The sequence below is a fragment of the Candidatus Amarolinea dominans genome, assembly GCA_016719785.1.
GTDB classification, from domain to species: domain Bacteria; phylum Chloroflexota; class Anaerolineae; order SSC4; family Amarolineaceae; genus Amarolinea; species Amarolinea dominans.
The window spans coordinates 131,428-153,637 of the sequence record JADJYJ010000028.1 but is presented as its reverse complement, the minus strand read 5'-3'; the positions used below and the strand labels follow the sequence as shown (position 1 = coordinate 153,637).

Sequence of the window (22,210 nt, the reverse complement as noted above, 5' to 3'; positions counted from 1 at the left end):
CATAGTTTAGCATAGCCGGTCACTTCTGGCAAATCAAGGGCGTTTTTCAGGACTATTATCCTTTTACCCCTGCCGTTGGTAGTGTTCCTGCAGGCTGCGCACGCGCATCTCCTTGCCTTGCAGGGCGCGGATACCGTTCACCGCAGCCTGCGCCGCGCTCAGCGTGGTTATCAGGGGCACGCCGTGGCGCACGGCCTCTGTGCGAATGGACTTGCCGTCGTCGAAGGCGGTTGGCCCCAGGGGCGTGTTGATAATCAGGTGAATCTTCCCTGCCTTGATCAGGTCAACCACGTGTGGCGAGCCTTCCTTGACCTTGTTGACCGGCGCGGCCGGCAGACCGGCGCGCACCAGGGTTGCGGCCGTGCCGCGCGTGGCCAGCAGGGTGAACCCGAGGCGATGCAGGTCACGCGCGATCTTGAGGATGCTGCCCTTGTCGAAATCGTTGACCGAGAGGAAGGCTGTGCCGGCCAGGGGCAGACGCTCGCCCGCGGCCATTTGCGCTTTGGCAAAGGCATGGCCGAAGTGACTGGCGTGCCCCATCACCTCGCCGGTCGAGCGCATCTCTGGCCCCAGCAGGGTGTCCACACCGCTGAATTTTCTGAACGGCAGCACCGCTTCTTTGACAAAAAAGCCGTCAATCGGCGGCTCTGTGGTGAAACGAAGTTCGGCCAGGGAACGGCCCGCCATGACCTGCGCAGCGATTTTGGCTAAGGGCACGCCGGTGGCCTTGCTCACAAAGGGCACCGTGCGGCTGGCCCGCGGATTGACCTCCAGCACATAGACGATGTCATCCTTGATCGCGTACTGGATGTTCATCAGCCCGCGGACGCCTAGCGCCAGCCCCAACTTTTCTGTGTACTCTCGCATGATGCTCAGGTGGTAGTAGCTGATTTTATACGGCGGCAGGACGCACGCGCTATCGCCGCTATGCACGCCGGCCTCTTCGATGTGCTGCATGATGCCACCGATGACCACGCGGGCGCCATCGGCCACCGCGTCCACATCCACCTCGAACGCGTCTTCGAGATACTGATCAATCAGGATCGGGCGCCCTTCGCTGGCCTGGGCCGCCTCTTGCACCAAGCGCGCCAGGGTGTCGTCGTCATACACGATCGCCATCGCCCGGCCGCCCAGCACATAACTGGGACGCACCAGCACCGGATAGCCAATCTGTCGCGCTACGCGCCTGGCTTCGGCCACGGAAGTGGCCATGCCGTTGGCCGGCGCGGGGATGTCCAACTCCGCCAGCAGATTGCCGAAGCGTCCCCGGTCTTCGGCCAGATCAATGGCATTCCATGATGTGCCCAGGATCGGCACCCCCATCTCCGCCAGCCCTCGCGCCAGGTTGAGCGGCGTCTGCCCGCCGAACTGCACAATCACCCCTGACCGCAGCCCACTGGCCTGTGTCTCCGTATCTGTGCTCTCGCTGTCATCCCGCGAACCTTGCGTCACGCCGCCCTGTATGAGCGTTTGGGCTGCAGGCTTTAGGAGTTCCCCCAACTCCCGCTCCACGATGTTCAGCACATCTTCCAGCGTCAGCGGCTCGAAGTAGAGGCGGTCCGAGGTGTCATAGTCGGTGCTCACCGTCTCCGGGTTGCAGTTGACCATGATCGTTTCATAGCCCAGGTCGTGCAGGGCGAACGCGGCATGACAGCAGCAATAGTCGAACTCGATGCCCTGCCCGATTCGATTGGGGCCGCCGCCGAGGATGATGACCTTCGGACGGTCGCTGGGCGGCGTTTTATCCTGCGTTTCATAGCTGTTGTAAAGATAGGGCGTGTACGCTTCGAACTCGGCGGCGCAGGTGTCCACCCGCTGATAGGTCGGCATAATGCCCAACGCCTTGCGCAGCGCCCGCACCGCCTGTTCTGGCGTCTGCAGCCAGCTCCCGGATTGAGGTTGCTGACCCTCCCACGCCGTGTTTGGGCTGTGGGCTGTGGGCTTCGATGTTTTTTCCGCTGCCACCAACGCCGCAATCTGTTGATCCGCCAACCCGAAGCGTTTTGCCTGGCGCAGCAGCTCGGCCGGCAGGCTGGTCAGGGTGTGGTGGGCAATGGCCTGTTCCAGGTCCACAATCTGCCCCATCTGTGCGACGAACCAGGGATCGAAGCCAGTCCAGGCGGCGATCTGCGCCTGGTCAACGCCCTGGCGCAGGGCGCTGAAGGTATGGAAGATCCGTTCGCGTGTCGGCGCGCTCAGTCGCGCCGCCAGGTCTCCCAGCGCGCCGGGGGCCAGATGGGTCGGTTTCCATTCGAGCGCGCGCAGCCCTTTCAGCAGCGCCTCTTTGAACGTGCGCCCGATCGCCATCACCTCGCCCACCGATTTCATCTGCGGGCCGAGGGTGGGATCCACATTGGCGAATTTCTCGAACGCCCAGCGTGGAATTTTCACCACGACATAGTCAATGCTCGGTTCGAACGCGGCCACCGTTTCGCGGGTGATGTCGTTCTTGATCTCATCCAGGGTGTAGCCCACAGCCAGCAGGGCCGCGATCTTGGCGATGGGAAAACCGGTCGCCTTGCTGGCCAGGGCGCTGGAGCGGCTGACGCGCGGGTTCATCTCGATGATGATCACGCGGCCATCGGCCGGATTGACGGCAAACTGCACATTGCTGCCGCCTGTTTCAACGCCTACCGTCTCCATGACGAGGCGCGCCTGGTCGCGCAGGCGTTGGTATTCCTTGTCGGTGAGGGTTTGCGCCGGCGCAACGGTGATCGAGTCCCCGGTATGCACGCCCATGGGGTCGAGGTTTTCAATCGAACAGACCACCACGAAGTTGTTGGCGTGGTCGCGCATCACTTCCAGCTCGAATTCTTTCCAGCCCAGGACCGATTCTTCGACCAGGCAGGCACGGACCGGGCTTTCGCGCAGGCCGAATTCCATCTTTTCGATGAAATCGTCGCGATCGTACGCAATGGCAGCACCGGAACCGCCCAGGGTGAAACTGGGACGGATGAGCAGTGGAAAGCTGCCGATCTCTGCGGCAATCGTGAGCGCCTCAGAGACCGTGGCGGCCAGGCCGGAGCGCGGCACACTCAGCCCGGCGCCGAGCATCGCTTCCTTGAAGAGCTGGCGATCTTCGGCCACCTTCATCGCACGCAGACTGGCGCCGATCAGTTGCACGCCGTAGCGGGCCAGAACGCCCTGCTCGGCCAGGGCCACCCCCAGGTTGAGGGCCGTCTGCCCGCCGACCGTGGGCAGCAGGGCATCGGGGCGCTCCTGGGCAATGATCTTCTCCACGATCTCGATGGTCAGCGGTTCCACGTAGGTGGCATCGGCCAGTTCCGGGTCGGTCATGACCGTGGCCGGGTTGGAGTTGATCAGGATGATGCGGTAGCCCTCGCGCCGCAGGGCTTTGACCGCCTGCGTGCCGCTGTAGTCGAACTCGGCCGCCTGGCCGATGACGATGGGGCCGGCGCCCAGGATCAGGATGGAATGGATGTCGGTTCGTTTTGGCATTCGTTCTTCTGTGCGCCGCCGCTGTTAGCCGCGGCTGATGTTGATCACGTCGCGCAGCATGGCCGCGGCCGTGGGAATCGGCCCGCGCTCGTCCACCTTGGCAAACTGCACCCCCATGATGTCGGTGTGCCAGACAACGCCCATCTCCCAGCCGTTGACGGTGGTCAGCGGATGGGGCAGGGGGAGGCGCGCCGGGTGTACGCTCAAGCGGTAGCCGGCGCCCAGGGGCAGCGCGACAGCCAGCAGTTTGATGACCTCGCCCTGGCTGCGGGCGCGGCGCAGGTCTTCCGGGCCGATGCCGCGTATGCCCCGCACCTCCACATCGGTGATGGTGCAGGGGAAGTCGAGCACGCTGTTGGCGATGATGGTCAGTTTGTTGGCCGTGTCCCAGCCATCCACGTCGAGCGCAGGATCGGCCTCGGCCACACCCTCGGCCTGCGCCTCACGCAACGCCTCCGCGTAGGTCTTGCCGGCCTCCATGGTGGTCAGGATGTAATTGCTGGTGCTGTTCAACACGCCCTCGATCTTGGCGTAGCGCACCGCCACATGATCGCGGCGCCCGATGTTGACCACAGGCAGCGCGCCGCAGACGGTGGCGCTGAAGGCCAGGTGCTTGCCCTGTGCCGCCGCGGCCGCGCTCAGCTCCTGATAGGCCAATACCAGGGGCGCCTTGTTGGCCAGCACGGCATGCCAGCCCTGGCTCAGCGCCAGGCGCAGACAGTGCAGCCCTGGCTGGCCGCTTTCCATGTTGACCGGCGATGCCTCCAGGAGCAGATCGGCCTTGGCCCGTTTGACCATGTCGGGTGCGGCCAGGCCCGGCTTGCCGCCATAGGGGAACGTGCCGATGCCGCCGTGGGTCAGTTTGTGCTGCAAAAGCAGGGTCGGGTCAATGCCGCGCGCGTCGAGCACGGCCCCGGAGCTATCCGCCACGGCCGTCAGCTTGATGCTCAGGCCAAAGCGAGAGGCGAGGGTGTCCTTCTTGTCGAGCATGAGCGTAAGAAAGCCCCGGCCAACATGGCCGAGGCCGACAAGCGCAACCCGGATCGTCTGGGACATGGACACATACCTGCTTTCCGTTGCAGTATAACAGAAAGAGCAGCGTTTTCGCTGCTCTTGTGATGGATGGTTAGGCTCCCCGACTTGGACTCGAACCAAGAACCTAGCGGTTAACAGCCGCTTGCTCTGCCAATTGAGCTATCGAGGAAGGACAAAGCGAATTATACTCACCTGCAATGGGCTGTCAAATTTTTGGCGTCGTCACCAGCAATTCCAAGCGTAATCTCATTTTTCGCCGCAGATTTTTCACCGCAGAGAGCGCAGAGAGCGCAGAGGAATCGCACCTTGCCTTGGACTTCGACTTGTACAAATCTGCAATCCAATTGCATATTTGTGCAAAATGTGATACAATGGGGCTGTTCACTCTGGTTGCGTATCTCCTGGTTTCTCGTTTCGACAAAATGGAGCGTTCTCATGATCGCAAGAACCCTGACAGCCAAAATCATTGCCCTGGCGCAGAAATTCCAGGTCATCACCCTCACCGGGCCGCGCCAGTCTGGCAAGACCACTCTCGTTCGTGCTGCCTTTCCGGCCATGCCCTACGCCTCCCTGGAAGAACCGGATATGCGCCAGATTGCGTTGACCGACCCTCGCGGTTTTCTTGCCAACTACCCTGCCGGCGCCATCCTGGACGAAATCCAACACACGCCCGATCTCCTTTCCTACATCCAAGGGCTGGTGGACGGGAACCGACAGATTCAGTTCATCTTGACCGGTTCATCGAACTTTCTATTGATGGAGAAAATTAGCCAGACCCTGGCAGGGCGTACTGCGGTTCTACACCTGCTGCCGTTTTCCCTTGCCGAATTGAAGCCGGATGCCGAGCGGCTGGAAAGCGTCATCTTCCAGGGCCAGTATCCGCGCATTTACGACCGTGACATGGCTCCCACCGATTTTTACCCGGCCTACATCCAGACGTACATCGAAAGAGATGTACGCTTGCTCAAGAACATCGGGGATTACAACGCCTTCATTCAGTTTACCCGGCTGTGCGCCGGGCGCGTCGGTCAACTGCTCAACTACGCCAGCCTGGCAAGCGATGCTGGTATCAGCCCGAACACAGCCAGGAGCTGGCTTTCCATTTTGGAAAGCTCATTCATTCTGTATCGTTTACTACCCTATTATCGTAATTTCAACAAGCGGCTGGTCAAATCGTCCAAACTCTATTTCTACGACACGGGCGTCGCTTGTTCACTGCTGGGCATTCGCGACGCGGATCAGATCAATCTACACTACCTGAAAGGTGCATTGTTCGAGAATCTGGTGATCAACGAGTTCATCAAACGCAGTTTTCACCGCGGCGAGAATCGTCAGCCCTTTTTCTGGCAGGATAGCCATGGCAAGGAAATTGATTGTCTGCTAGTGGATGGTGAAGAAATTACGCCGGTTGAGATCAAAGCCGGCAAGACGATGTCTATAAGCTATTTTGACAATCTCAAATACTGGCGGGCGCTGGCGGATCTGCCAGAGGATCAAGGTTTTGTGGTCTACGGCGGGGATCAGTCAATGCAAACCAGTACCGGTGCATTCATCAGTTGGCGTCACCTGGATCGCATCCCATCTTAACCCCAGGCGCAACTGCTCAACCTGCCTGGAAATTCGACAGGGTTCACGGGATTGACAGAATGTCCGAGGAATTCAGGCTCAGGAGCTCAGGTAATCACGCAGGCGCCGGCTGCGCATGGGGTGGCGGAGCTTGCGCAGGGCTTTGGCTTCGATCTGGCGGATGCGCTCGCGCGTGACGCCAAACTCCAGTCCCACTTCTTCCAGCGTGCGACTGATGCCGTCGTTCAGTCCAAAACGCATCTCCAGCACGCGGCGCTCACGGTCGGTCAGCGCGGCCAGCACATCGCGCATCTGTTCGCGCAGCAGTTGGCGGTTAGTTTCGTCGGCCGGGCCAAGCATACCGTTGTCCTCGATAAAATCGCCGAGGTAGCTGTTGTTATCGCTGCCCACCGGGCTTTCCAGCGACATCGGCTCTTCGGAGGCACGCGCAAGTTCGCGCACGCGTGCGGCGGCGCGCTGCCAACGCTGCTCCAGGGCCGGCGGCAGCGCTTGACCGCTGGCATGGGCCGCTTCGATGGCCGCGGAGTCTTCCACCGACAGAAATTCCATCGCGCGGGCGATCTCCTCCGGCGTGCCCTTGCGGCCCAGTTCTTGCATGAATTGATACTGCAGGCGTGTCTGCCGGTTGATGTTCTCCGTCACATGCACAGGGATCCGAATGGTGTGTGATTGGTCGGCAATGGCGCGCGAAACGGCCTGTCGAATCCACCAGGTGGCATACGTGCTGAAGCGAAAGCCAAGCGTCTCATCGTACTTTTCGACTGCGCGCAGCAGGCCGATGTTGCCCTCCTGGATCAAATCCAGGAATGAAATGCCGCGACTCAGGTAGCGCCTGGCAATGCTGACGACCAGGCGCAGGTTGCTCTGCACCAACCGCCAGCGGGCGGCATTGCCTTTCTGCACAAGTTGCTCCAGCGTGGCGCGCTCGGCGTCGGTCAGGTCGGCCCACCGTAGACGAGATGCGGCCGCCAGCCCGGCGTGCAACTCCTCGGCCAGCGAAACTTCCTGTAGGGTGGTCAGCAGCGCATGGCGACTAATTTCGCTGAGATACATGCGCACGGGGTCGCCGACGCTCGCGTAGTCATGCGTCTCTTTCAGAATTTGCTCGATCGGCCTGGCCGCGTCGGCTGCGACCTCGGTGGCAAATTCCTCATCAACCTCTATCTGAACGTGGTGCGTGTTCTGCGCTTTCTCCCTGTCAGGGTGACGCGCGGCGAGCACCCGCGTGCGCACATCTGTGGCAACGGGCGCGGTGATGGCGGTCATTGTTTCAGGCGCCGTTGTCGCGGCCGCAGGGCTGCCGCTGCGCCGCCGGCGTCGCTCCTTCACCGGCGCGGCGGTAGCTTCCGCTGCGGTTGGCGTTGAGATTGACCCTGGCAAGGGTCGTCTCTTTTTCTCCATCATAGGTTCTCAGTTCCTGTCAGCGCGGCGGCCTAGGGAGTTGGGCGCTGCCCATCCTGTGACAACAGGGAACGGCGGCTCAAGGCGACCTGGAGCTTGCCCAGGTCGCGGCGATGGGCGTCTACCAAGCCCCGGTAAATGCGCTCGCCATCGCTGGCTTCGGCCTGTGTCCCCGCGTCGTCGGCCTGCAGATGACGTAGCTCTTGCAAGCGCTGCTGCAGATTGCTCTGGCGCAAACGCAACACGACATTGATTAGATCGTACGCGGCCTGGTCGAGGGCAACCAATGGCCGCGCTTGCAGTCCGGCTACCAGGTCGGCCAGGTAGGCCCGCAGGAAGGGCGGCACATCTTCTTGCAGGGTAGGCAGTTGCCACGTCTCACCGCGGCCACGCAGGTCGGTCAGCACCTGCAGCAAGGTGCGCTGTTCGCTGCGGCCAAAATCGCTCTCGCCCAGCGGCACGAAGCCCATGGCAACCAGTTGGCGATCGGCCTCAGGCAGAAGGTGCGGCTGCAGCATGACCTGTTGCAAAATATAGCCGGCCAGACCATCGCCCGGTTTGGGCGCCAGGGTGACGGGCGCGGTACGGATCAGGCGTGTGGGGCCGCCATGACGGGCCTGCCGTTCTGCGTTGCCGGCCGCTGCACTGGCGGCGGCCTGGCGTTCGATTTCGCGTTGAATGGTGCGCTCGTCTACTTGGGTCAGGCGTGCCAGGCGTTGCACGTAGTGCGCCCGCTCGATCGGGTCGGCCAATTCCTGGATCAACGGCACGAGTTCGCGCACCACGGTGGCCTTGCCCTTGGCCGTGTTGAGGTCGTTCTCCTGCACGGCCACCCCAAACAGAAAATCAACCAGGGGAGCCGCAGCCTTGACCAGGGCGTGCCATTGTGCCACGTCCTGGCGGATCAGGTCGTCCGGATCAAAGCCCTGGGGCAGAGTCATCACCCGCACGTTGACGGCCAGGCGAGCCTCCTGGCGTACGGCGCCGCTGGCTGTGGGCACCGGCACCGTCTCTTTTTCCAGGGCTTGCCGGGCCAGGGCGACGCCCCGAATGGTGGCCTGACTACCGGCGTCATCGGCATCCAGGGCCAGGACGAATTCGTTGGTGTAGCGCCGTAGTTGGCGCAGTTGCGTTTCGGTCAGCGCCGTGCCCATGGAGGCCACGACGTTGCTGGCGCCGTACTGGTGCGCGGCCAGCACATCCATGTAACCCTCGACGATGACGACATGCCCGGCATCCCGAATGGCGCGCCGCGCCTGGTCAAGTCCATACAACACATGACCTTTGTCGAACACCACCGTTTGCGGTGAGTTGAGGTATTTGGGCGGGATGTCGTCGAAAGCACGCGCCCCAAAGCCGATCACGCGGCCCTGCACATCGCGGATCGGAATGATGAGACGGTGACGGAAGCGATCATAGATGCTGCCGCGCTCCTCGTTGTGGATCAGCAGCCCGGCCGCCAACAGGTGATCGGTGGTGTAGCCCTGTGCCAGCAGGGTGCGTTTGAGCGCTTCCCAGTCATCGAGCGCATAACCCAACTGAAAGCGAGCCAGCGTGTCACTGTTCAACCCGCGCCGGCCCACATAGTCGCGCGCGATCTGCGCTGCCGGTGCGGTCAGCAGCAGATTGTGAAAGTAGGCGGCCGCGGTTTGCAAAACCTGGCGCACCCGCTCACGGTTCTGCTCTTCGGGCGAGATTTCCTCGCCGTGTGCGGTCAACTCCACCCCGGCCCGCTGCGCCAACACCTGCAGCGCTTCGCCAAAGTCGAGCTTCTCTTTTTTCATGATGAAAGAAAAAAGATCGCCGCCTATGCCGCAGGAGCCAAAGCAGTGCCAACTTTGATTGTCTGGGAACACCACGAACGAGGGCGTCTTCTCGGCATGGAATGGGCACAATCCTTTGAAGTTGCGCCCGGCTTTCTTGAGGGGGACGTATGCCGAGATAACGTCCACGATGTCGAGGCGGCCTTTGATGTCGTCTACCACGCTCATGCCCGGTACCTCTGAGAGCCAATGCCCTCCCTACGAACTGGCTACGGAGGGCTTCCCCGTAATTATATCGGTGAACACCCAAAACGCCAAGCCTTGCGGCCGGAGTACGTCCGTTTCGCCCTGGGAGCGCGGGCGTCTCGCCCGCAACGTGCGGCTTGCGGCCGGAGCGTTGACTTCTTGCACAGGGAGCACAGACTCTCCTGCTACGAATTGCACGAAAACAATGGGGCCAATTCATGGCGGAGACCGTCCTATTTTGTTCTGGCTTGCCTGGGTTAGCGGATGGGATGGATCGCGACCCCGCTCACGATGCGCTGCCGGCCGGCGTCCAGGGCCAGGCCAAACGGCGATGTGACCAGCGGCGCCGGTAGGCTGCCGAGGAAGCGCCCGTCGGCCGCCGCGAAGCGTTGTATGCCTGCCCGATCGCTGATGAGCAGTTCGCCCGTGCTCGGATCGAACGCCAGCGCCTGCGCCCCAGCCAGCGGGTGGGTGATCGTGGGCAGCAGGGCGCCAATCGGCGTCCCGGTCGCGCCATCGAGCCAGGCCACTTCGCCGTAGTGTGGCCCGCGCCAGAAGAGCACCGCCAGGCGCCCTCCGGCCACATCTGCGGCCAGCGCCAGGGGATGACCGAAGCCTCCCACGGCTACCCGGCTGACCAGGTCACCGCGGTTGGCATCGAGCAGGGCCACTTCATCGCTGCCGGCCAGGGCCACATAAACGCGCGCCGCGACCGGATTGACCACCACGACCCACGGCGCCGGCGCCAGGTGGATGGTTTGCACCACCTCCAGGGTCGTGGCGTCCAGCCTGAGCAGGCGATCGGCGCCGGTCTCGGCCAGCCATACCTGCGAACCCGCCAACCCCAACCCGCCCAAGCGTGCCAATGGCGCAGAGATGGCCTGCACCGCGCCGCTGCGGGCGTCCAGGCGCAGTAAGCGGCCACCCGTGCCCAGGTGGTTGGGCGCAGCGCCTGGCGCAGCCCACGTGCTGGCAAAGATATTCTGGCCGTTGGCGTCCACGGCCAGGGCCACGAGATCGCCGGGCAGCTCAATCTGCTGGCGCGCGGTTCCGGCGGCGTCCCCGATGATGAGGGTGCGCCCGGACCCCAGGATACGGCTCCCATCCACGGGATTGACGGCAACCACGGCGTGGCTGAAGGTCGGCTCGTCGAGCGTCGGCGCCGCATCCTGGTCACGCAATTCGGCGGCTGGCGCTGGGGTCATCATCTCGCCACGCAATTCGGCGGCTGGCGCTGGGGTTATCATCTCGCCACGCAATTCGGCGGCTGGCGCTGGGGTCATCATCTCGTCACGCAATTCGGCGGCTGGCGCCTGCAGCATGAGTGGCACGAAGTTGGGCGTGACCGTGGTGATCTGGAAGGTGTAATCACTGTCGCAGCCGCCTTGCCCGTGAGCTTGCGCCACTTGTACGTACACGGCGCCGGTCCAGGGCGCGACCCACTGGATCAGGGAGTCGGGCGCGGAGAGGATCCAATCATCGTTCTCGGCCAGCAGGATGTTCAGGCTTTCGTTCCACAGCTCCAGCCGCGTGTCGCCGAGGGTACCGAGCAGGTGCGTCTGCAGGCGATAGATGACCCCGGCCTGCACCTCGACGCGACTCCAATCCGCGTCGCCGGCCCGATGAAAGCTGTGCAACTGCGTGTAGGGGCCAGGAAACGTGGGCGGCGCAGCGGACGGCGTGTCGTCCGGCTCGAAGGTATCCGGCTGGGCTGTGCAAGACCCAAACGGCGTTGGCGTTGGCGTGAGCGTTGGCGTAGCGCTGGGAGCAAGGGTGCGCGTGGCGGTCGGCGTCACCGTGGGGCCGGGGGTACGCGTGGGCGTGACCGTGGCGGTCGGCGTCGGTGTCGGCGTGGGGCCGGGAGTGCGCGTGGCTGTCGGTGTGGCGCTGGGGCCAGGGGTACTCGTGGGGGTTGGTGTCATGGTTGACGTGCTGCCGCTGGTTGGCGACACGGTAGGGTAGGGGCGTCGGCGTTGCCACCGGCCCTTCGTCCTGCAAGATCGTGACCGTGTCATCGGCGCGGTTGCTGACATAGAGTCGGTTGGTGGACGGATCGAGCAGGATGGCGCTGGGGTCATTCCCCACCGGCAGCCAGTAGAGCCAGGCGTCGGCGCCACCCTGGAAGAAGTGAACGGCGCGCTCGTCTGGGCAGACGACGAAGAAACGACCATTGTTGGGATTGACGGCCACGGCGCCTGGCATACAGTTGAGCGGCACGGTGTTGACCACCGCGGCGTTGGCCAGGTCAATCACCGCGATCGCGAAGCCATCCTGGGCGGCCACATAGGCGCGCTGGCGCACGCTGTCCACTGCCACGCTGATCGGCCCGCCGGCGACTGGGATCAGAAAGCGCAAATATCCCCGTTCGTCGTAGACGCCCACGGTGTCATCCAGGCGATGGGGGATGAGAAAGCTGGGCGCGGTGTCATGCCGCGCAATCGCCAGCGGCCCGCTGCCGATGCGTCGAATCTCCGTCAGAGTAACGGCCGCCCCGTCTACGAGCGCGAGGGAACTGTCACCGGCGCCAACGACGAGCACTTGCCCGCTGATGACTTCGACCGCGGCCGCGACCGGTTGATGGCTGACGCCCACCAGGACCGCCCCCACGATTTCGCCCGTGAGGCCCGGCGGCGCGTCCACGGCCACCAGGACATCGCTGAAACGGGCGGCCACATACAGGCGTTGGCGCGCCGGGTCGAAATCAAGCCCCACCGGCCCCGCGGCGCCGCCCAGGCCCAATGTGGCCACGATCTGGTTGGTGTCGAGGTTGGCCACGGACACATTGCCGCTGAGACCGTTCGCCACAAACAGCCGGCGCCCGGCGCCATCCAATGCCAGCCCTTGCGGCTCCTGCCCCACGCGCAGAATGCCGAGCACGCCCACCGGCGTGGCGCTGGCCGTTGGCGTTGGGGTGATCGTCGGCGTGCGCGTGGCGGTGCGCGTGTGGGTGGGGGTGCGCGTGGGGGTGGCGGTGCGTGTCGGTGAAGCCGTCGGCGTGATCGTCGGCGTCGGCGTTGGACTTGGCGTCGGCGTCGGCGTCGCACTTGGGGTGTCGGTACCGGTTGGCGTAAACGTCGGTGTGTTGGTACCCGTTGGCGTAAACGTCGGCGTGTGGGTGACCGTGGGAGTCAGCGAAGCGGTCGGCGTGTGGGTGGCGGTCGGCGAGGCCGTAGGGGTTGCGGTGGGAGTCGGGGTGGGGGTATCCGTTGGTGTTGCGCTGGGGGTTGCGCTGGGCGTGGCCGTGGGAAGCGGCGTCGGCGTCAGTGTCGGCGTGGGGGTTGCAGTCGGCACGGTGCCCGTTGGCGTTGGCGTCATGGTCGGGGTGTGCGTGGCGGTTGGTGTCTGGCTGGCGGTGGAGGTCAGCGTGGGCGTTGGCGTGACGGTGGGCGTGCGCGTGGGCGTCGCGGTGTGGGTCGCGGTGGGCGTGCGCGTCGGCGTCGCGGTGCGGGTCGCGGTGGGCGTGCGCGTGGGCGTCGCGGTGCGGGTTGCTGTCGGCGTGCGCGTCGGCGTCGCGGTGGGGGTTGCTGTTGGCGTGACGGTGGGTGTGCGCGTCGGCGTCGCGGAGGCGGTGGGCGTGTGCGTTGGCGTCGCCGTGGGCGTCGGCGACCTGGTCGGTGTGTTGGTGACCGTCGGCGTGAGGGTCAGGGTGGGGGTGTGCGAGGGTGTCGGTGTCACGGTGGGCGTGGCGGCTCTCGTCGGCGTGCGCGTCGGCGTTGGCTGGCGCACGATGACCGGCGCCACCTGGTTGTGCGGCGCAATGGTGGTGTTGGAGCTGGTGGCGCTGACATCGTTGTAGTAGGCGCCGCCGCTGCTGGCCGCGTTGGCCCCAAAGCTGATGACCAGGCTGGCGCTGGCGTAGGGGCTGGTTTTGTCCAGACCGCGCACGCTGGTGAACTGCGTGTGCGGGGTACCGTTGGCTGAGATCCAATCCCAGACCGCCCAGCCACCGCTGGGGTCATTCAATTCAAAGGGGGCCACGGCCTGCACCTCGGCCCAACCCTGCCAGTAGTCGCGAAAGGCCCGCGTGATGTAATCGGCGCGGTTGGTTTCGGTGATGATCGGGTAGCCTTCCCAGGTGAACATGCCGTCACCGAGCTGGTAGCCCGTCTCAGACAGAATCACATCCACGTCGCGACGACCCCAGGTGGCCAGGGCGTTCAGTTCGCGCAGGTAAGTGTCAATGGTGGCCTGCGGCTGACCGGCGGTGCCACGATGCACGTTGTACTCCGGTGGGTGATTGGATGGGTAGGGGTGCGTGCCCCAGACATCGAAGGCCCAGCGGGCGTTGGGCGCGGCCGTGAACATCTGATTGATGAAGGTCACCGGGCTGATGTTGCCGCCGGGCGAGAGCGGCCCGTTGACGATGCGGATGCGGCTATCGCCGATGGAGCGGATCGCGCCGGCCGCCTGCTCCAGGAATTGGGCGTATTCGGTGGCATTGGCCGCGCCGCTCCATTCCAGGTTCAGGTTTGGCTCGTTCCAGAGTTGGATGTAGAGCGTGAATCCGTCGCGCCGGGGCAGCCCCGCGACCACGCGGCGAAACGCCTGTGCCACGCTGCTGTAATTGCCGGCCCAGTCCGCTTGTGGCTTGACCCAATTGGCCCCATCGTGCGTGCCTTGCAGGCGCAGGAGCACATCGAAGCCCCGGTCATAAGCGGCATTGACATAATCCAGCCAGCACGATTCGGGGCCGCCGGTGTTATTGGTGATGCCGTAGAAGAACTGCTTGGCCAGGGCATGGTACCCCATCAGTTCGCGCGCGCGGTCCAACTGCCAGGTGATCGTGTTGATGTTACAGTTTTCCTGGACAAAGGTGTTGATGCCGTAGAAGCTGTCTCCGCGCCGCGCAGGCACAGTCAGCCCGCTCCAGGTCAGGCTGCGGCCGCTGACGTTGGGGTCAGACGAGCGAATGAGGACGCCGTTGCGGTAGATGCGCGTGGTACCCGCGCGGTAGCTGAAACCGGCGGGCAGCATGTCGGTGACGCTGACATCGTTGGCGGCCACGTCACCGCTGTTGGTCAAGGTGATGTTGTAAGTCACGGCCGCGGCGGGCGCCACGGAGTTGGGCGAGACGGTTTTGCTCAGGGTGACGACCGGATAGGGTACTCCGGCGCTGGCGTTGGTCGAAAGGGTTAGGAGTAGGGCTGCCAAGAGGCAAAGTAGGGCGTTACGCATAGGTTTCTCTCGTTGATGGTCAGTCCGCGTATTATACCACACCGGCCGTGGCAGGGTGTGCGGTCTGCGCTACTTTCCCCGGTCTTTCTCAGCCAAACGGCGTAGAGAACCCTGAATAATCCGCCGGATGTGCTGCCGGCGCCGCGATGGCATAATCAGGGTGACAGCGTGAGCCAATCCGCCCGTGCCCTTCCCGACTGAGACCTGACCATCGTTCAATCCATTTCCTGCGAGTGTGGCGTATGTTAGACGAGCAAAAACTGATCGTGGCGGCGCGTGCAGGCCAATTACACGCGTTCAACCAACTGGTGACAACGTATCAAACCCTGGCCTACAGCGTGGCCCGCCGGGTGCTGAGCGATTCCGATCTGGCCGCGGATGCCACCCAGGATGCGTTTGTGAAAGCCTACCGCAAGCTCGACCAGTATCGGGGTGGCTCTTTCAAGGCGTGGCTGCTGCGCATTGTCATCAACACTTGCTATGATCGCCTGCGCGCCATGCGCCGGCGCCCCGTCACCTCGCTGGAGAGCCTGGTAGAACAGCCCGAACGTGCCACGATCATGATTGACCCGGGCGAGGGGCCTGAGCATCACGCGCTGCGCCGGGAATTGCGCCATCAGATCGAAACGGCCATTGCCGATCTGCCCTATGACCAGCGCCTGGTGATTGTGCTGAGCGATATCGAGGGCTACAACTACCACGAGATCAGCGACCTGGTCGGCATCCCTCTGGGCACGGTCAAATCCCGCATCGCGCGCGGGCGCGCCCGCCTGCGCGATCGCCTCGTTCTGCCCAACTTCAGCCTGGCGCCCCGGGTGGCCTATTCCTGATGCCGGACATCCGGGCCGTTTGTGTACCCGCCGCGGCTTGAACCGCCGGGCGGCTCCTCATCACCCTTCCACTGTTTGGCAAGTCCCGCACTTTAGCGTAAAATAGAGTTTGTTCACACTATTGTGCATAAACTCTAATGCACCCATTGTTTTTGGCAAAGGTCGCGTATGACGCCGACGTGGCTGCAATCGCAAACCACTGTTTTCCTGGTGACGCTGGCAGGTCTGGTTGCGCTGCTGCTCTTGATCATCTGGTGGCGTGAGCGCAGCCGACGTTGGGGCTATGGGCTGGCATTGGCGCTGGCGTTGGCGGGGTTATTCACCTGGTCGGCGGGTCAGTTGTTCGAAGTGCCGGACTATCTGGCGGGATGCCCTGAATTGTGCGCCGGCTGGCGCGGCTACCCGGTGCCAACGGCGCTCAGCACCATGCATGGCACGTGGACGGTCAGCCCGATCGGGCTGGGGATCAATTTTCTGTTTCATGGCCTGCTGCTGCTCCTGGTGGCAGCCCTCTGGAGTGCGGCCGAGCGGAATTGGCGCCTGCCGCCGGCATATGCCTGGCGCAAGGTGCTGCTGATCACTGCGGTTGTGGTTGGCCTGTGGTCGTTGATTCCGCGCTACGCCGCGCCGCCGGAGCCGGCCGTGCGTGGTGACCCGCAGCGTCTGGGGATCAATGCCAAACGCCTGGCTGCGCGGGCGCTGGGCGGCCTGGACTGGCGAATTCAGCGTCTGGCGCTGGAGGATGTGCGGCGTCTGCCCCAACGTTTGCAGCCCGATGCGCCCGGCCTGCCGCCGCCCACAGGGCCGGAATGGCGCGTTTGCCTGCGCAGCTACACCTTTTTCTATGTACCGTGGCGTCGCGTCTATATTGACTTGGATGCCACCGGCGCGCTGACGATTGGCGGCGGCGTCCTGCCCCTGGATCAGGAATGTTGGTCGGCGCCGTTCCCCGAATCGCCCTATCCGTTTGCGGTGGGGCAGCCAGTGCCTTAGCTGTATTCCGGACTTGCCGAGCGCCGACGGAGCCGTAAGATGGAGTCGTGAGCATGAGGAATGACTTGTGAGAAGACGCGTATCCTACGACGCGGCGGGCGGTGTGGTGTTGGATGAACAGGGTGCCATCCTCGTACTCTACCGTTCGCGCAACAACGAAATCCGCCTACCCAAGGGGCATGTCGAAGCGCGTGAGCTGTTGGAAGACGCAGCGGCACGCGAAATCCGAGAGGAGTCAGGGTACGCCGATTTGCAGTTGATCACAAGCTTGGGCGTACAGGTGGTCGAATTCGATTTACCAGAGAAGAATCAACATGTGATGCGCCAGGAGTTTTATTTCCTGTTTCGACTTGGCAGCCCGCGCCAGGTCGCGCGTGACGCCCATGAGCTTCAGTTTGAACCTGGCTGGCTCAAGCTCGACGAAGCCGTGGTTCATCTCTCTTATGAGACAGAACGCGAGTTTGTGCGTCGTGCCCGCGCCTGGTTGGATCGCGGGGACGAAGGATTGGTGCATACCAGGTGATGGGACCAAGCGCACACCTCTGATCCAATCCATCAAGTCAGTCAATTATCACGCAACGAGGAGTTCCCAACGGATGAGTCAATTTCCACTGCCTGAATCAGCCCCGGCCACGCCCTCTTCACAGCGCACGCTGTGGATCGTCCTGGGCGCCGCGGCCATCTTCCTGTGCTGCTGCTGCCTGGCCTTGATTGCCGGCGGCACCATCTTCTTCAATTTCATGGGTGAATCCAATATCAGCGATTGGTCCACGCCGGTGGTTGAGTTCACCCGTGTGGCCGGCACGCCCACCCCGCGCACACCGCGTGTCACCTCCACCCCGCCGGCGCGGTCCACCGCGGTCGCGGGTACACCGCGCCCAACCGTCTCCAGTTCCGATACCGGTTCGGAGACCGAGCGCCTGCTGCGAGAAGTCAACGTGCCAGAGCGTGATCTGCGCTTGCTGGCCATGCAGTTGCGTCCGGGTATCGGTGACATTCCCGAAACCGTCAATTCAACGCCACCCGTGTTCGAGGTGGGCGATGTCGCCACCTTCACGGTGAGCAATGTGGATGACAACCGCCACTTCGAGATCGAGGCCGAGCTGCGCTATGAGACGCCACACCTTTTCATGTGGGTTGAAAAGGACCAACGTGTCAATCAAGACGGCCTGGAACGTTCGGCCGAGTTGTTCGAGGCCAAGACCTATCCCACCAATCGGGAGTTTTTCGGCAGCGAATGGACGCCAGGCGTTGACAACGACGTGCATCTGCACATTCTGCACGCCAGCGACCTGGGCGACAGCATTGCCGGTTATTACTCCTCCGCGGATGAATTCTCGCGCAAGGCCCAACCCTTCTCCAACGAGAAGGAGATGTTCTACATCAACATTGATAACAACGAACCAGGCACCGATTTCTACGATGGGACCCTGGCGCACGAGTTCCAGCACATGATCCACTGGCACAACGACCGCAATGAAGAGACGTGGGTCAACGAAGGCTCGTCCGAGCTTGCCTCGGCGCTCAACGATTTCGATCCGGGCGGCGCCGACCGCGCCTTCACGGCCAACCCGGACACGCAGTTGACCACCTGGGGTTCCGAGCCTGGCACCAACGCCCCGCACTACGGCAGCGCGTATCTGTTCATGGCCTATTTCCTGGAGCAGTTCGGTGAAGAGATGACGCGCTCGCTGGTTGCATCGGGTCTCAACGGCATTGCCGGCTTCGACGACGTGTTGACTGCCAACAACACCAGCGCCAACTTTGATGCCGTCTTTGCCGATTGGATTGTCGCCAATCTGCTCGATGATCCGTCCGTGCATAATGGCCGTTTTGGCTATCAATCCGCAGACCCCGGTGAGGTCAGCCTTGAGGCCAGCTTCCGGCGCTACCCGGCCGTCGAAGATGGCGGTCAGGTTTCTCAGTATGCCGCCGACTACTTTGCGCTGAAGGGCAGCGGTGATGTGACGATTGACTTCAGCGGCAGCACCACCGTTGGCCTGGTGGATGCAGAGCCTCACAGCGGCGCCTTCACCTGGTGGGGCAATCGCACCGATGACAGCGACGCCACCCTGACGCACGACTTCGACCTGAGTGGGGTCAAGAACGCGACGCTGGACTTCTGGGCCTGGTACGACCTGGAAGAAGACTTCGACTATGCCTATGTCGAAACCTCGACCGACGCGGGCGCGACCTGGACCATTCTGGCAGGTCGTTATAGTGTGACCACAAATCCGAACGGCAACAGCTTCGGCGCAGGCTACACCGGCGTCAGCGGCGGCGGACGCGCACCGGAATGGGTGCAGGAGAGCATTGACCTGAGCGCGTATGCAGGCCAGCAGGTGCAGGTGCGTTTCCAGTACATTACCGACGACGCGGCTAATGAGCCGGGCATTCTGCTCGATGATATCAGCATCCCTGAACTCAACTACAGCAGTGATGTCGAAGATGGCGACGGGGGCTGGATCAGCAAGGGTTGGCTGCGCACCGATAACGTGCTGACCCAGCGCTGGCTGATTCAGGTGGTGGAACAGGATCGTCAAGGCGTCAAGGTGTCGGTGATGGAGGTCGGTGCAGATGGTCGCGGCTCGCTCGTCGTGCCGGCCATTGGCAACAATGGCAAGGTGGCCTACCTGATCGTCAGCGCCATCGCCCCGGTCACAACGGAACCGGCCTCGTACAACTTCGAGGTGCGGCAGCAATAGACTCAGTCGGGTCACGAAGCCGGCTTGGAGTTTGACGGATGTAACGGATAACAAAAAATGCTGACCCCCGTCGCAAGACAGGGGTCAGCACGATTTGGCCGGCAAAGTCAAAGCGTCGCCAACTCGGCGTCGTCAGCGTCGGCCAGGTCATTGTCGGGGGATGTAGTGACCGGGCCGGCCAGGGCCGCCAGGCGCCCGGCATAGCGTTTCTGCTCACGCGGTCGCCAGCGATGCGCTTCACCTTCTGCCAGTTTGCGCGCAAAGATCAGGTAGCCTGTGTGGGCCACCATGCGGTCGGCGGGGCGCAGGCGGTCGGGCACTGGTTTGTAGCTGCGCAGCAGCAGCTCCTCCACGGTGATATCGCTGAAGCCGTGTGTTTGCAGGGCGCGCAGCATCTCTTCAACCTGGTTCGTGGTGGGCACCAGGCTGCCGAAGATGCCGCCGGTCTTCAGAGCAGTCACGGCAGCGGGCAGGGTCGCCCAGGGTTCGCGCAGATCAAGAAAACAGGCATCCACATCCTGTTCGTCGAAGCCGGCGACGGTCACGTCACGTTGCTGCAGGCTGACGTAGGGCAAGAGGCCGAGGCTTTCCAGGTTGCGCTTGGCCAGGGTGAAGGTCTCCGGCTTGATCTCGTAGGTGTAGACATGGCCGCTGGGCATGACGGCCCGCGCCAGGGCCAGCGTCAAACCGCCGCTGCCGGTGCCCGCCTCCAACACGCGGCGGCCCGGAAACAGGTTGAGGCGCATGAGGATGTGGGCCGCATCTTTGGGAAAGATGATCTGCGTGACGCGTTTGAGCAGCGAGATCAGATCGTATGTTGTCGGTTCCAGCATCAGCAGCGGGCGCCCGATGAGGGTCTGCACGGTTTGCCCAAACGGCTGCCCAATGAGGGCGTCGTGCGGGAGACGACCGCGATTAGAATGCCAAATCGAGCCGGCTTTGAGGCGAACCAGGTAGCGTTTCTCGTCCTCGCTGACAAGCAAGACAAGATCGTTGGACTGGGCGAGTGCGGACAAGGTAGTTGCTCCCTTTGCTCTGTTGTCGGCAAAATTCGTTGTCAGAAATCGCTCTCTCGCCGAAAACGAATTTCTGAGGGGATTTTGGTTTGTAACCCCAGGAGAACGGGAGCACCGATTATACCGCGGGCAGCGCTGCGCTGCAATTGAACATCCGGAGAGGGGTGCATTTCAAATTGGGGGCAGGCCCGGCGACTGCAAGTCGCTGCAACGACTGCGACGCCCACCTGCGTGGGCTGTGCCCCAGGACTGAAATGCACCCTCCGAGAGCGTCACAGGCTGGGCGCGCGGGCGTCTTGCCCGCAGCATCGCCAGGGCGCGCAGGTTCCCAATGGGTGACGCTCACAGTATTCATGCATCGTGGACGGCGTCAAAAGCGGAGGCACTTGTTGATGAGCGAAAATAGGGTAACGATTCTCTATATCGAAGATGAACCGGAGATTGTCGAACTGGTGCGCTTGATTCTGGCACGCCAGGACTACGACATGCTCACAGCCGCTGATGGCCCAGCGGGGTTGGAATTGCTCAGGCAGCAGCCATGCGACCTGGTGCTGCTGGATCTGATGATGCCAGGGATGGACGGCTGGGAGGTGCTGCGGCGTATCCGGGCGGACGCTGCGCTGCAGCACATGCCGGTGATCATTCTGACGGCCAAAGCCCTGGCCCAGGACCGTGATTATGGTCTGCACGTGGCGGGGGCGCAGGCATACGTCACCAAGCCGTTTTTCATGCACGATTTGATCGGGACGATCGGGCGGGTTTTGTCTGAGCGGAGTCAGCCGGTTGTCGAACGCACCTAGGTTTGCGTCATCGTTGCCGCGATATGCACAGTCGCCCGCTTTGTAACGATCACACAACAGGGCGTGGTATCAACACAGATGCCACGCCCTGTTATTTTTTTTCGATTCAACCAGGGACCCGGTTTGTCGCCCAAGTCCGGCGTTGATACGAATTGTTAGCGCACCAGGCGGCGACGCAGAGTGAGGCCGGCGGCCAACAGAGCCAGGATTGTCAGGGGCAGCCAGGACAGGCTGGGAGTGCTGTCGGTCTGCAGGCTGCTCAGTTCGACGGCCGTGGGATTGACTACCGTGCCTTCGATGACGAAGGGCGCACCGAGGGGAGTCTGCAGGCCGGCATCCACAACCGGCTGCCAGACGCCGCTGACCATCTGCTGGGCATCGCCCGTAGTGGTCTGCCCGTCAATCGTCACCGGCGGCTGCCAGGGCCCGGTATAGTTGATGTCTCCGTCCACCTGCCAGTCAATGAAGTAGTGACCTGGCGCCAGCGTCACCCCGGCGCTGTTGTTGAGTACGAAAACGGGACGGGTGTAGTCGGTCGGAGTGGACTCCTGGCGGCGGTACATGTTGGCCCAGGTTGAACTCACCAGGCGGTTGGTGGTAGTGTCGCCAAAGACCACGGTGCTGCCGGGGTCGCTGGGCGGGCCGTTCCAGATCTGGTAATTGACTGCCGTGAATGGGCTGGGCGAAGTGGGCGATCCCCCCATGTAGGCGTATAGGCGAACCCCGGTGATCTGCCAACTCGCCCCACTGGGAATGGCGAAATCGTCAGAGATACGGAAGAGGCCGCTGGCCGATGCGTTGAAGCCACGGCTGGTCAGACCCACGGTGACGTTCAGCGCGATGCTCTCGTCGCTGCCGCCGGGGCCGGTGCCTGGGCTGTTGACCAGGGGGCCATTGTCGAAGAGATCGCTGTAGGGGCTTCTGGGGCCAGGGCCGACGCGCTGAGTCGGCGGTGCATTGACGCCTGCCAGGGTGGGGCCGTCATCCGAGACGGGCGCGCTCGGTTGGGCTGCCATCAGCGAGACGCTGAACAGAGTCAGCAGCAGCACGAGACCGAGGACCAACAGAGACCGAGTAGTTCTACGCATGTGCATACCTCCTAACATGAACGCAGGGGAAAGTGGAACGAGTGAACGTATTCTAGCACACTCAGCCGATTGTGCCTAGTTGCGTGAATTGCCAAATTGCGTCGGCAACTCC

General features: G+C 63.0%; 14 protein-coding genes and 1 tRNA gene. 6 read left to right on the top strand and 9 right to left on the bottom strand.

The features are described 5' to 3' along the window. Window positions 1-63 precede the first annotated feature (63 nt). The 3 genes from carB to IPM84_21710 form a co-directional block, all read right to left on the bottom strand. Entirely contained in the window at window positions 64-3,459 is a 3,396-nt protein-coding gene (gene carB / locus IPM84_21720) for a carbamoyl-phosphate synthase large subunit (GenBank protein MBK9095324.1), read from the bottom strand. A 24-nt stretch (window positions 3,460-3,483) separates the two neighbouring features. After that, on the bottom strand, window positions 3,484-4,515 hold the full coding sequence (locus IPM84_21715) for a homoserine dehydrogenase (protein MBK9095323.1): 1,032 nt from the start codon (window positions 4,513-4,515) through the stop codon (window positions 3,484-3,486). 75 nt (window positions 4,516-4,590) lie between these two features. Continuing rightward, window positions 4,591-4,663 (bottom strand) — tRNA-Asn (locus IPM84_21710). 266 nt (window positions 4,664-4,929) lie between these two features. On the opposite strand from IPM84_21710, the gene IPM84_21705 reads away from it, so the two are divergent. Continuing rightward, window positions 4,930-6,081 (top strand): ATP-binding protein, encoded by a 1,152-nt coding sequence (locus tag IPM84_21705; GenBank protein MBK9095322.1) that lies wholly within the window; start codon window positions 4,930-4,932, stop codon window positions 6,079-6,081. Window positions 6,082-6,159: 78 nt separating this feature from the next. Here the strand turns inward: IPM84_21705 and IPM84_21700 are convergent, their stop codons facing one another. The 4 genes from IPM84_21700 to IPM84_21685 all read right to left on the bottom strand — a co-directional run bounded on the left by IPM84_21700 (window position 6,160) and on the right by IPM84_21685 (window position 14,666). Continuing rightward, complete coding sequence (locus tag IPM84_21700) at window positions 6,160-7,485, bottom strand: sigma-70 family RNA polymerase sigma factor (protein ID MBK9095321.1); 1,326 nt, start codon at window positions 7,483-7,485, stop codon at window positions 6,160-6,162. A gap of 29 nt (window positions 7,486-7,514) precedes the next feature. Beyond that, a complete protein-coding gene (locus IPM84_21695; protein MBK9095320.1) occupies window positions 7,515-9,473 on the bottom strand; it encodes a DNA primase in 1,959 nt (652 codons plus the stop codon). A 275-nt stretch (window positions 9,474-9,748) separates the two neighbouring features. Continuing rightward, a complete protein-coding gene (locus IPM84_21690; GenBank protein ID MBK9095319.1) occupies window positions 9,749-11,080 on the bottom strand; it encodes a hypothetical protein in 1,332 nt (443 codons plus the stop codon). Further along, complete coding sequence (locus tag IPM84_21685; protein ID MBK9095318.1) at window positions 10,968-14,666, bottom strand: DUF11 domain-containing protein; 3,699 nt, start codon at window positions 14,664-14,666, stop codon at window positions 10,968-10,970. The genes IPM84_21690 and IPM84_21685 overlap by 113 nt, the downstream gene beginning before the upstream one ends. A gap of 242 nt (window positions 14,667-14,908) precedes the next feature. On the opposite strand from IPM84_21685, the gene IPM84_21680 reads away from it, so the two are divergent. The 4 genes from IPM84_21680 to IPM84_21665 all read left to right on the top strand — a co-directional run bounded on the left by IPM84_21680 (window position 14,909) and on the right by IPM84_21665 (window position 19,194). Beyond that, window positions 14,909-15,496: a sigma-70 family RNA polymerase sigma factor gene (locus tag IPM84_21680; protein MBK9095317.1), complete on the top strand. Its 588-nt coding sequence runs from the start codon at window positions 14,909-14,911 to the stop codon at window positions 15,494-15,496. Between the two features lie 168 nt (window positions 15,497-15,664). Next, entirely contained in the window at window positions 15,665-16,489 is an 825-nt protein-coding gene (locus IPM84_21675; protein MBK9095316.1) for a hypothetical protein, read from the top strand. A gap of 67 nt (window positions 16,490-16,556) precedes the next feature. Beyond that, window positions 16,557-17,012, top strand: coding sequence for an NUDIX domain-containing protein (locus IPM84_21670; GenBank protein ID MBK9095315.1), 456 nt, complete (start codon window positions 16,557-16,559; stop codon window positions 17,010-17,012). Window positions 17,013-17,085: 73 nt separating this feature from the next. Next, window positions 17,086-19,194 carry an immune inhibitor A gene (locus IPM84_21665; GenBank protein MBK9095314.1) on the top strand — a complete coding sequence of 703 codons (2,109 nt, stop codon included), beginning with the start codon at window positions 17,086-17,088 and terminating at the stop codon, window positions 19,192-19,194. Window positions 19,195-19,301: 107 nt separating this feature from the next. Here the strand turns inward: IPM84_21665 and IPM84_21660 are convergent, their stop codons facing one another. Then, window positions 19,302-20,177 (bottom strand): tRNA (adenine-N1)-methyltransferase, encoded by an 876-nt coding sequence (locus IPM84_21660; GenBank protein MBK9095313.1) that lies wholly within the window; start codon window positions 20,175-20,177, stop codon window positions 19,302-19,304. Window positions 20,178-20,602: 425 nt separating this feature from the next. Here IPM84_21660 and IPM84_21655 point away from each other — a divergent pair, with 425 nt between their 5' ends. Beyond that, window positions 20,603-21,010, top strand: a complete 408-nt coding sequence (locus IPM84_21655; protein ID MBK9095312.1) for a response regulator — start codon at window positions 20,603-20,605, stop codon at window positions 21,008-21,010. A 155-nt stretch (window positions 21,011-21,165) separates the two neighbouring features. Here IPM84_21655 and IPM84_21650 read toward each other — a convergent pair whose 3' ends face one another. Beyond that, window positions 21,166-22,098, bottom strand: coding sequence for a hypothetical protein (locus IPM84_21650; GenBank protein ID MBK9095311.1), 933 nt, complete (start codon window positions 22,096-22,098; stop codon window positions 21,166-21,168). Window positions 22,099-22,210: the final 112 nt, after the last annotated feature.

What these genes read in the sequence shown, in the direction of transcription:
- carB (MBK9095324.1), bottom strand. Translation starts at nt 3,459, where the DNA reads ATGCCAAAACGAACCGACATCCATTCCATCCTGATCCTGGGCGCCGGC.
- IPM84_21715 (MBK9095323.1), bottom strand. Translation starts at nt 4,515, where the DNA reads ATGTCCCAGACGATCCGGGTTGCGCTTGTCGGCCTCGGCCATGTTGGC.
- IPM84_21705 (MBK9095322.1), top strand. Translation starts at nt 4,930, where the DNA reads ATGATCGCAAGAACCCTGACAGCCAAAATCATTGCCCTGGCGCAGAAA.
- IPM84_21700 (MBK9095321.1), bottom strand. Translation starts at nt 7,485, where the DNA reads ATGATGGAGAAAAAGAGACGACCCTTGCCAGGGTCAATCTCAACGCCA.
- IPM84_21695 (MBK9095320.1), bottom strand. Translation starts at nt 9,473, where the DNA reads ATGAGCGTGGTAGACGACATCAAAGGCCGCCTCGACATCGTGGACGTT.
- IPM84_21685 (MBK9095318.1), bottom strand. Translation starts at nt 14,666, where the DNA reads ATGCGTAACGCCCTACTTTGCCTCTTGGCAGCCCTACTCCTAACCCTT.
- IPM84_21680 (MBK9095317.1), top strand. Translation starts at nt 14,909, where the DNA reads ATGTTAGACGAGCAAAAACTGATCGTGGCGGCGCGTGCAGGCCAATTA.
- IPM84_21675 (MBK9095316.1), top strand. Translation starts at nt 15,665, where the DNA reads ATGACGCCGACGTGGCTGCAATCGCAAACCACTGTTTTCCTGGTGACG.
- IPM84_21665 (MBK9095314.1), top strand. Translation starts at nt 17,086, where the DNA reads ATGAGTCAATTTCCACTGCCTGAATCAGCCCCGGCCACGCCCTCTTCA.
- IPM84_21655 (MBK9095312.1), top strand. Translation starts at nt 20,603, where the DNA reads ATGAGCGAAAATAGGGTAACGATTCTCTATATCGAAGATGAACCGGAG.
- IPM84_21650 (MBK9095311.1), bottom strand. Translation starts at nt 22,098, where the DNA reads ATGCGTAGAACTACTCGGTCTCTGTTGGTCCTCGGTCTCGTGCTGCTG.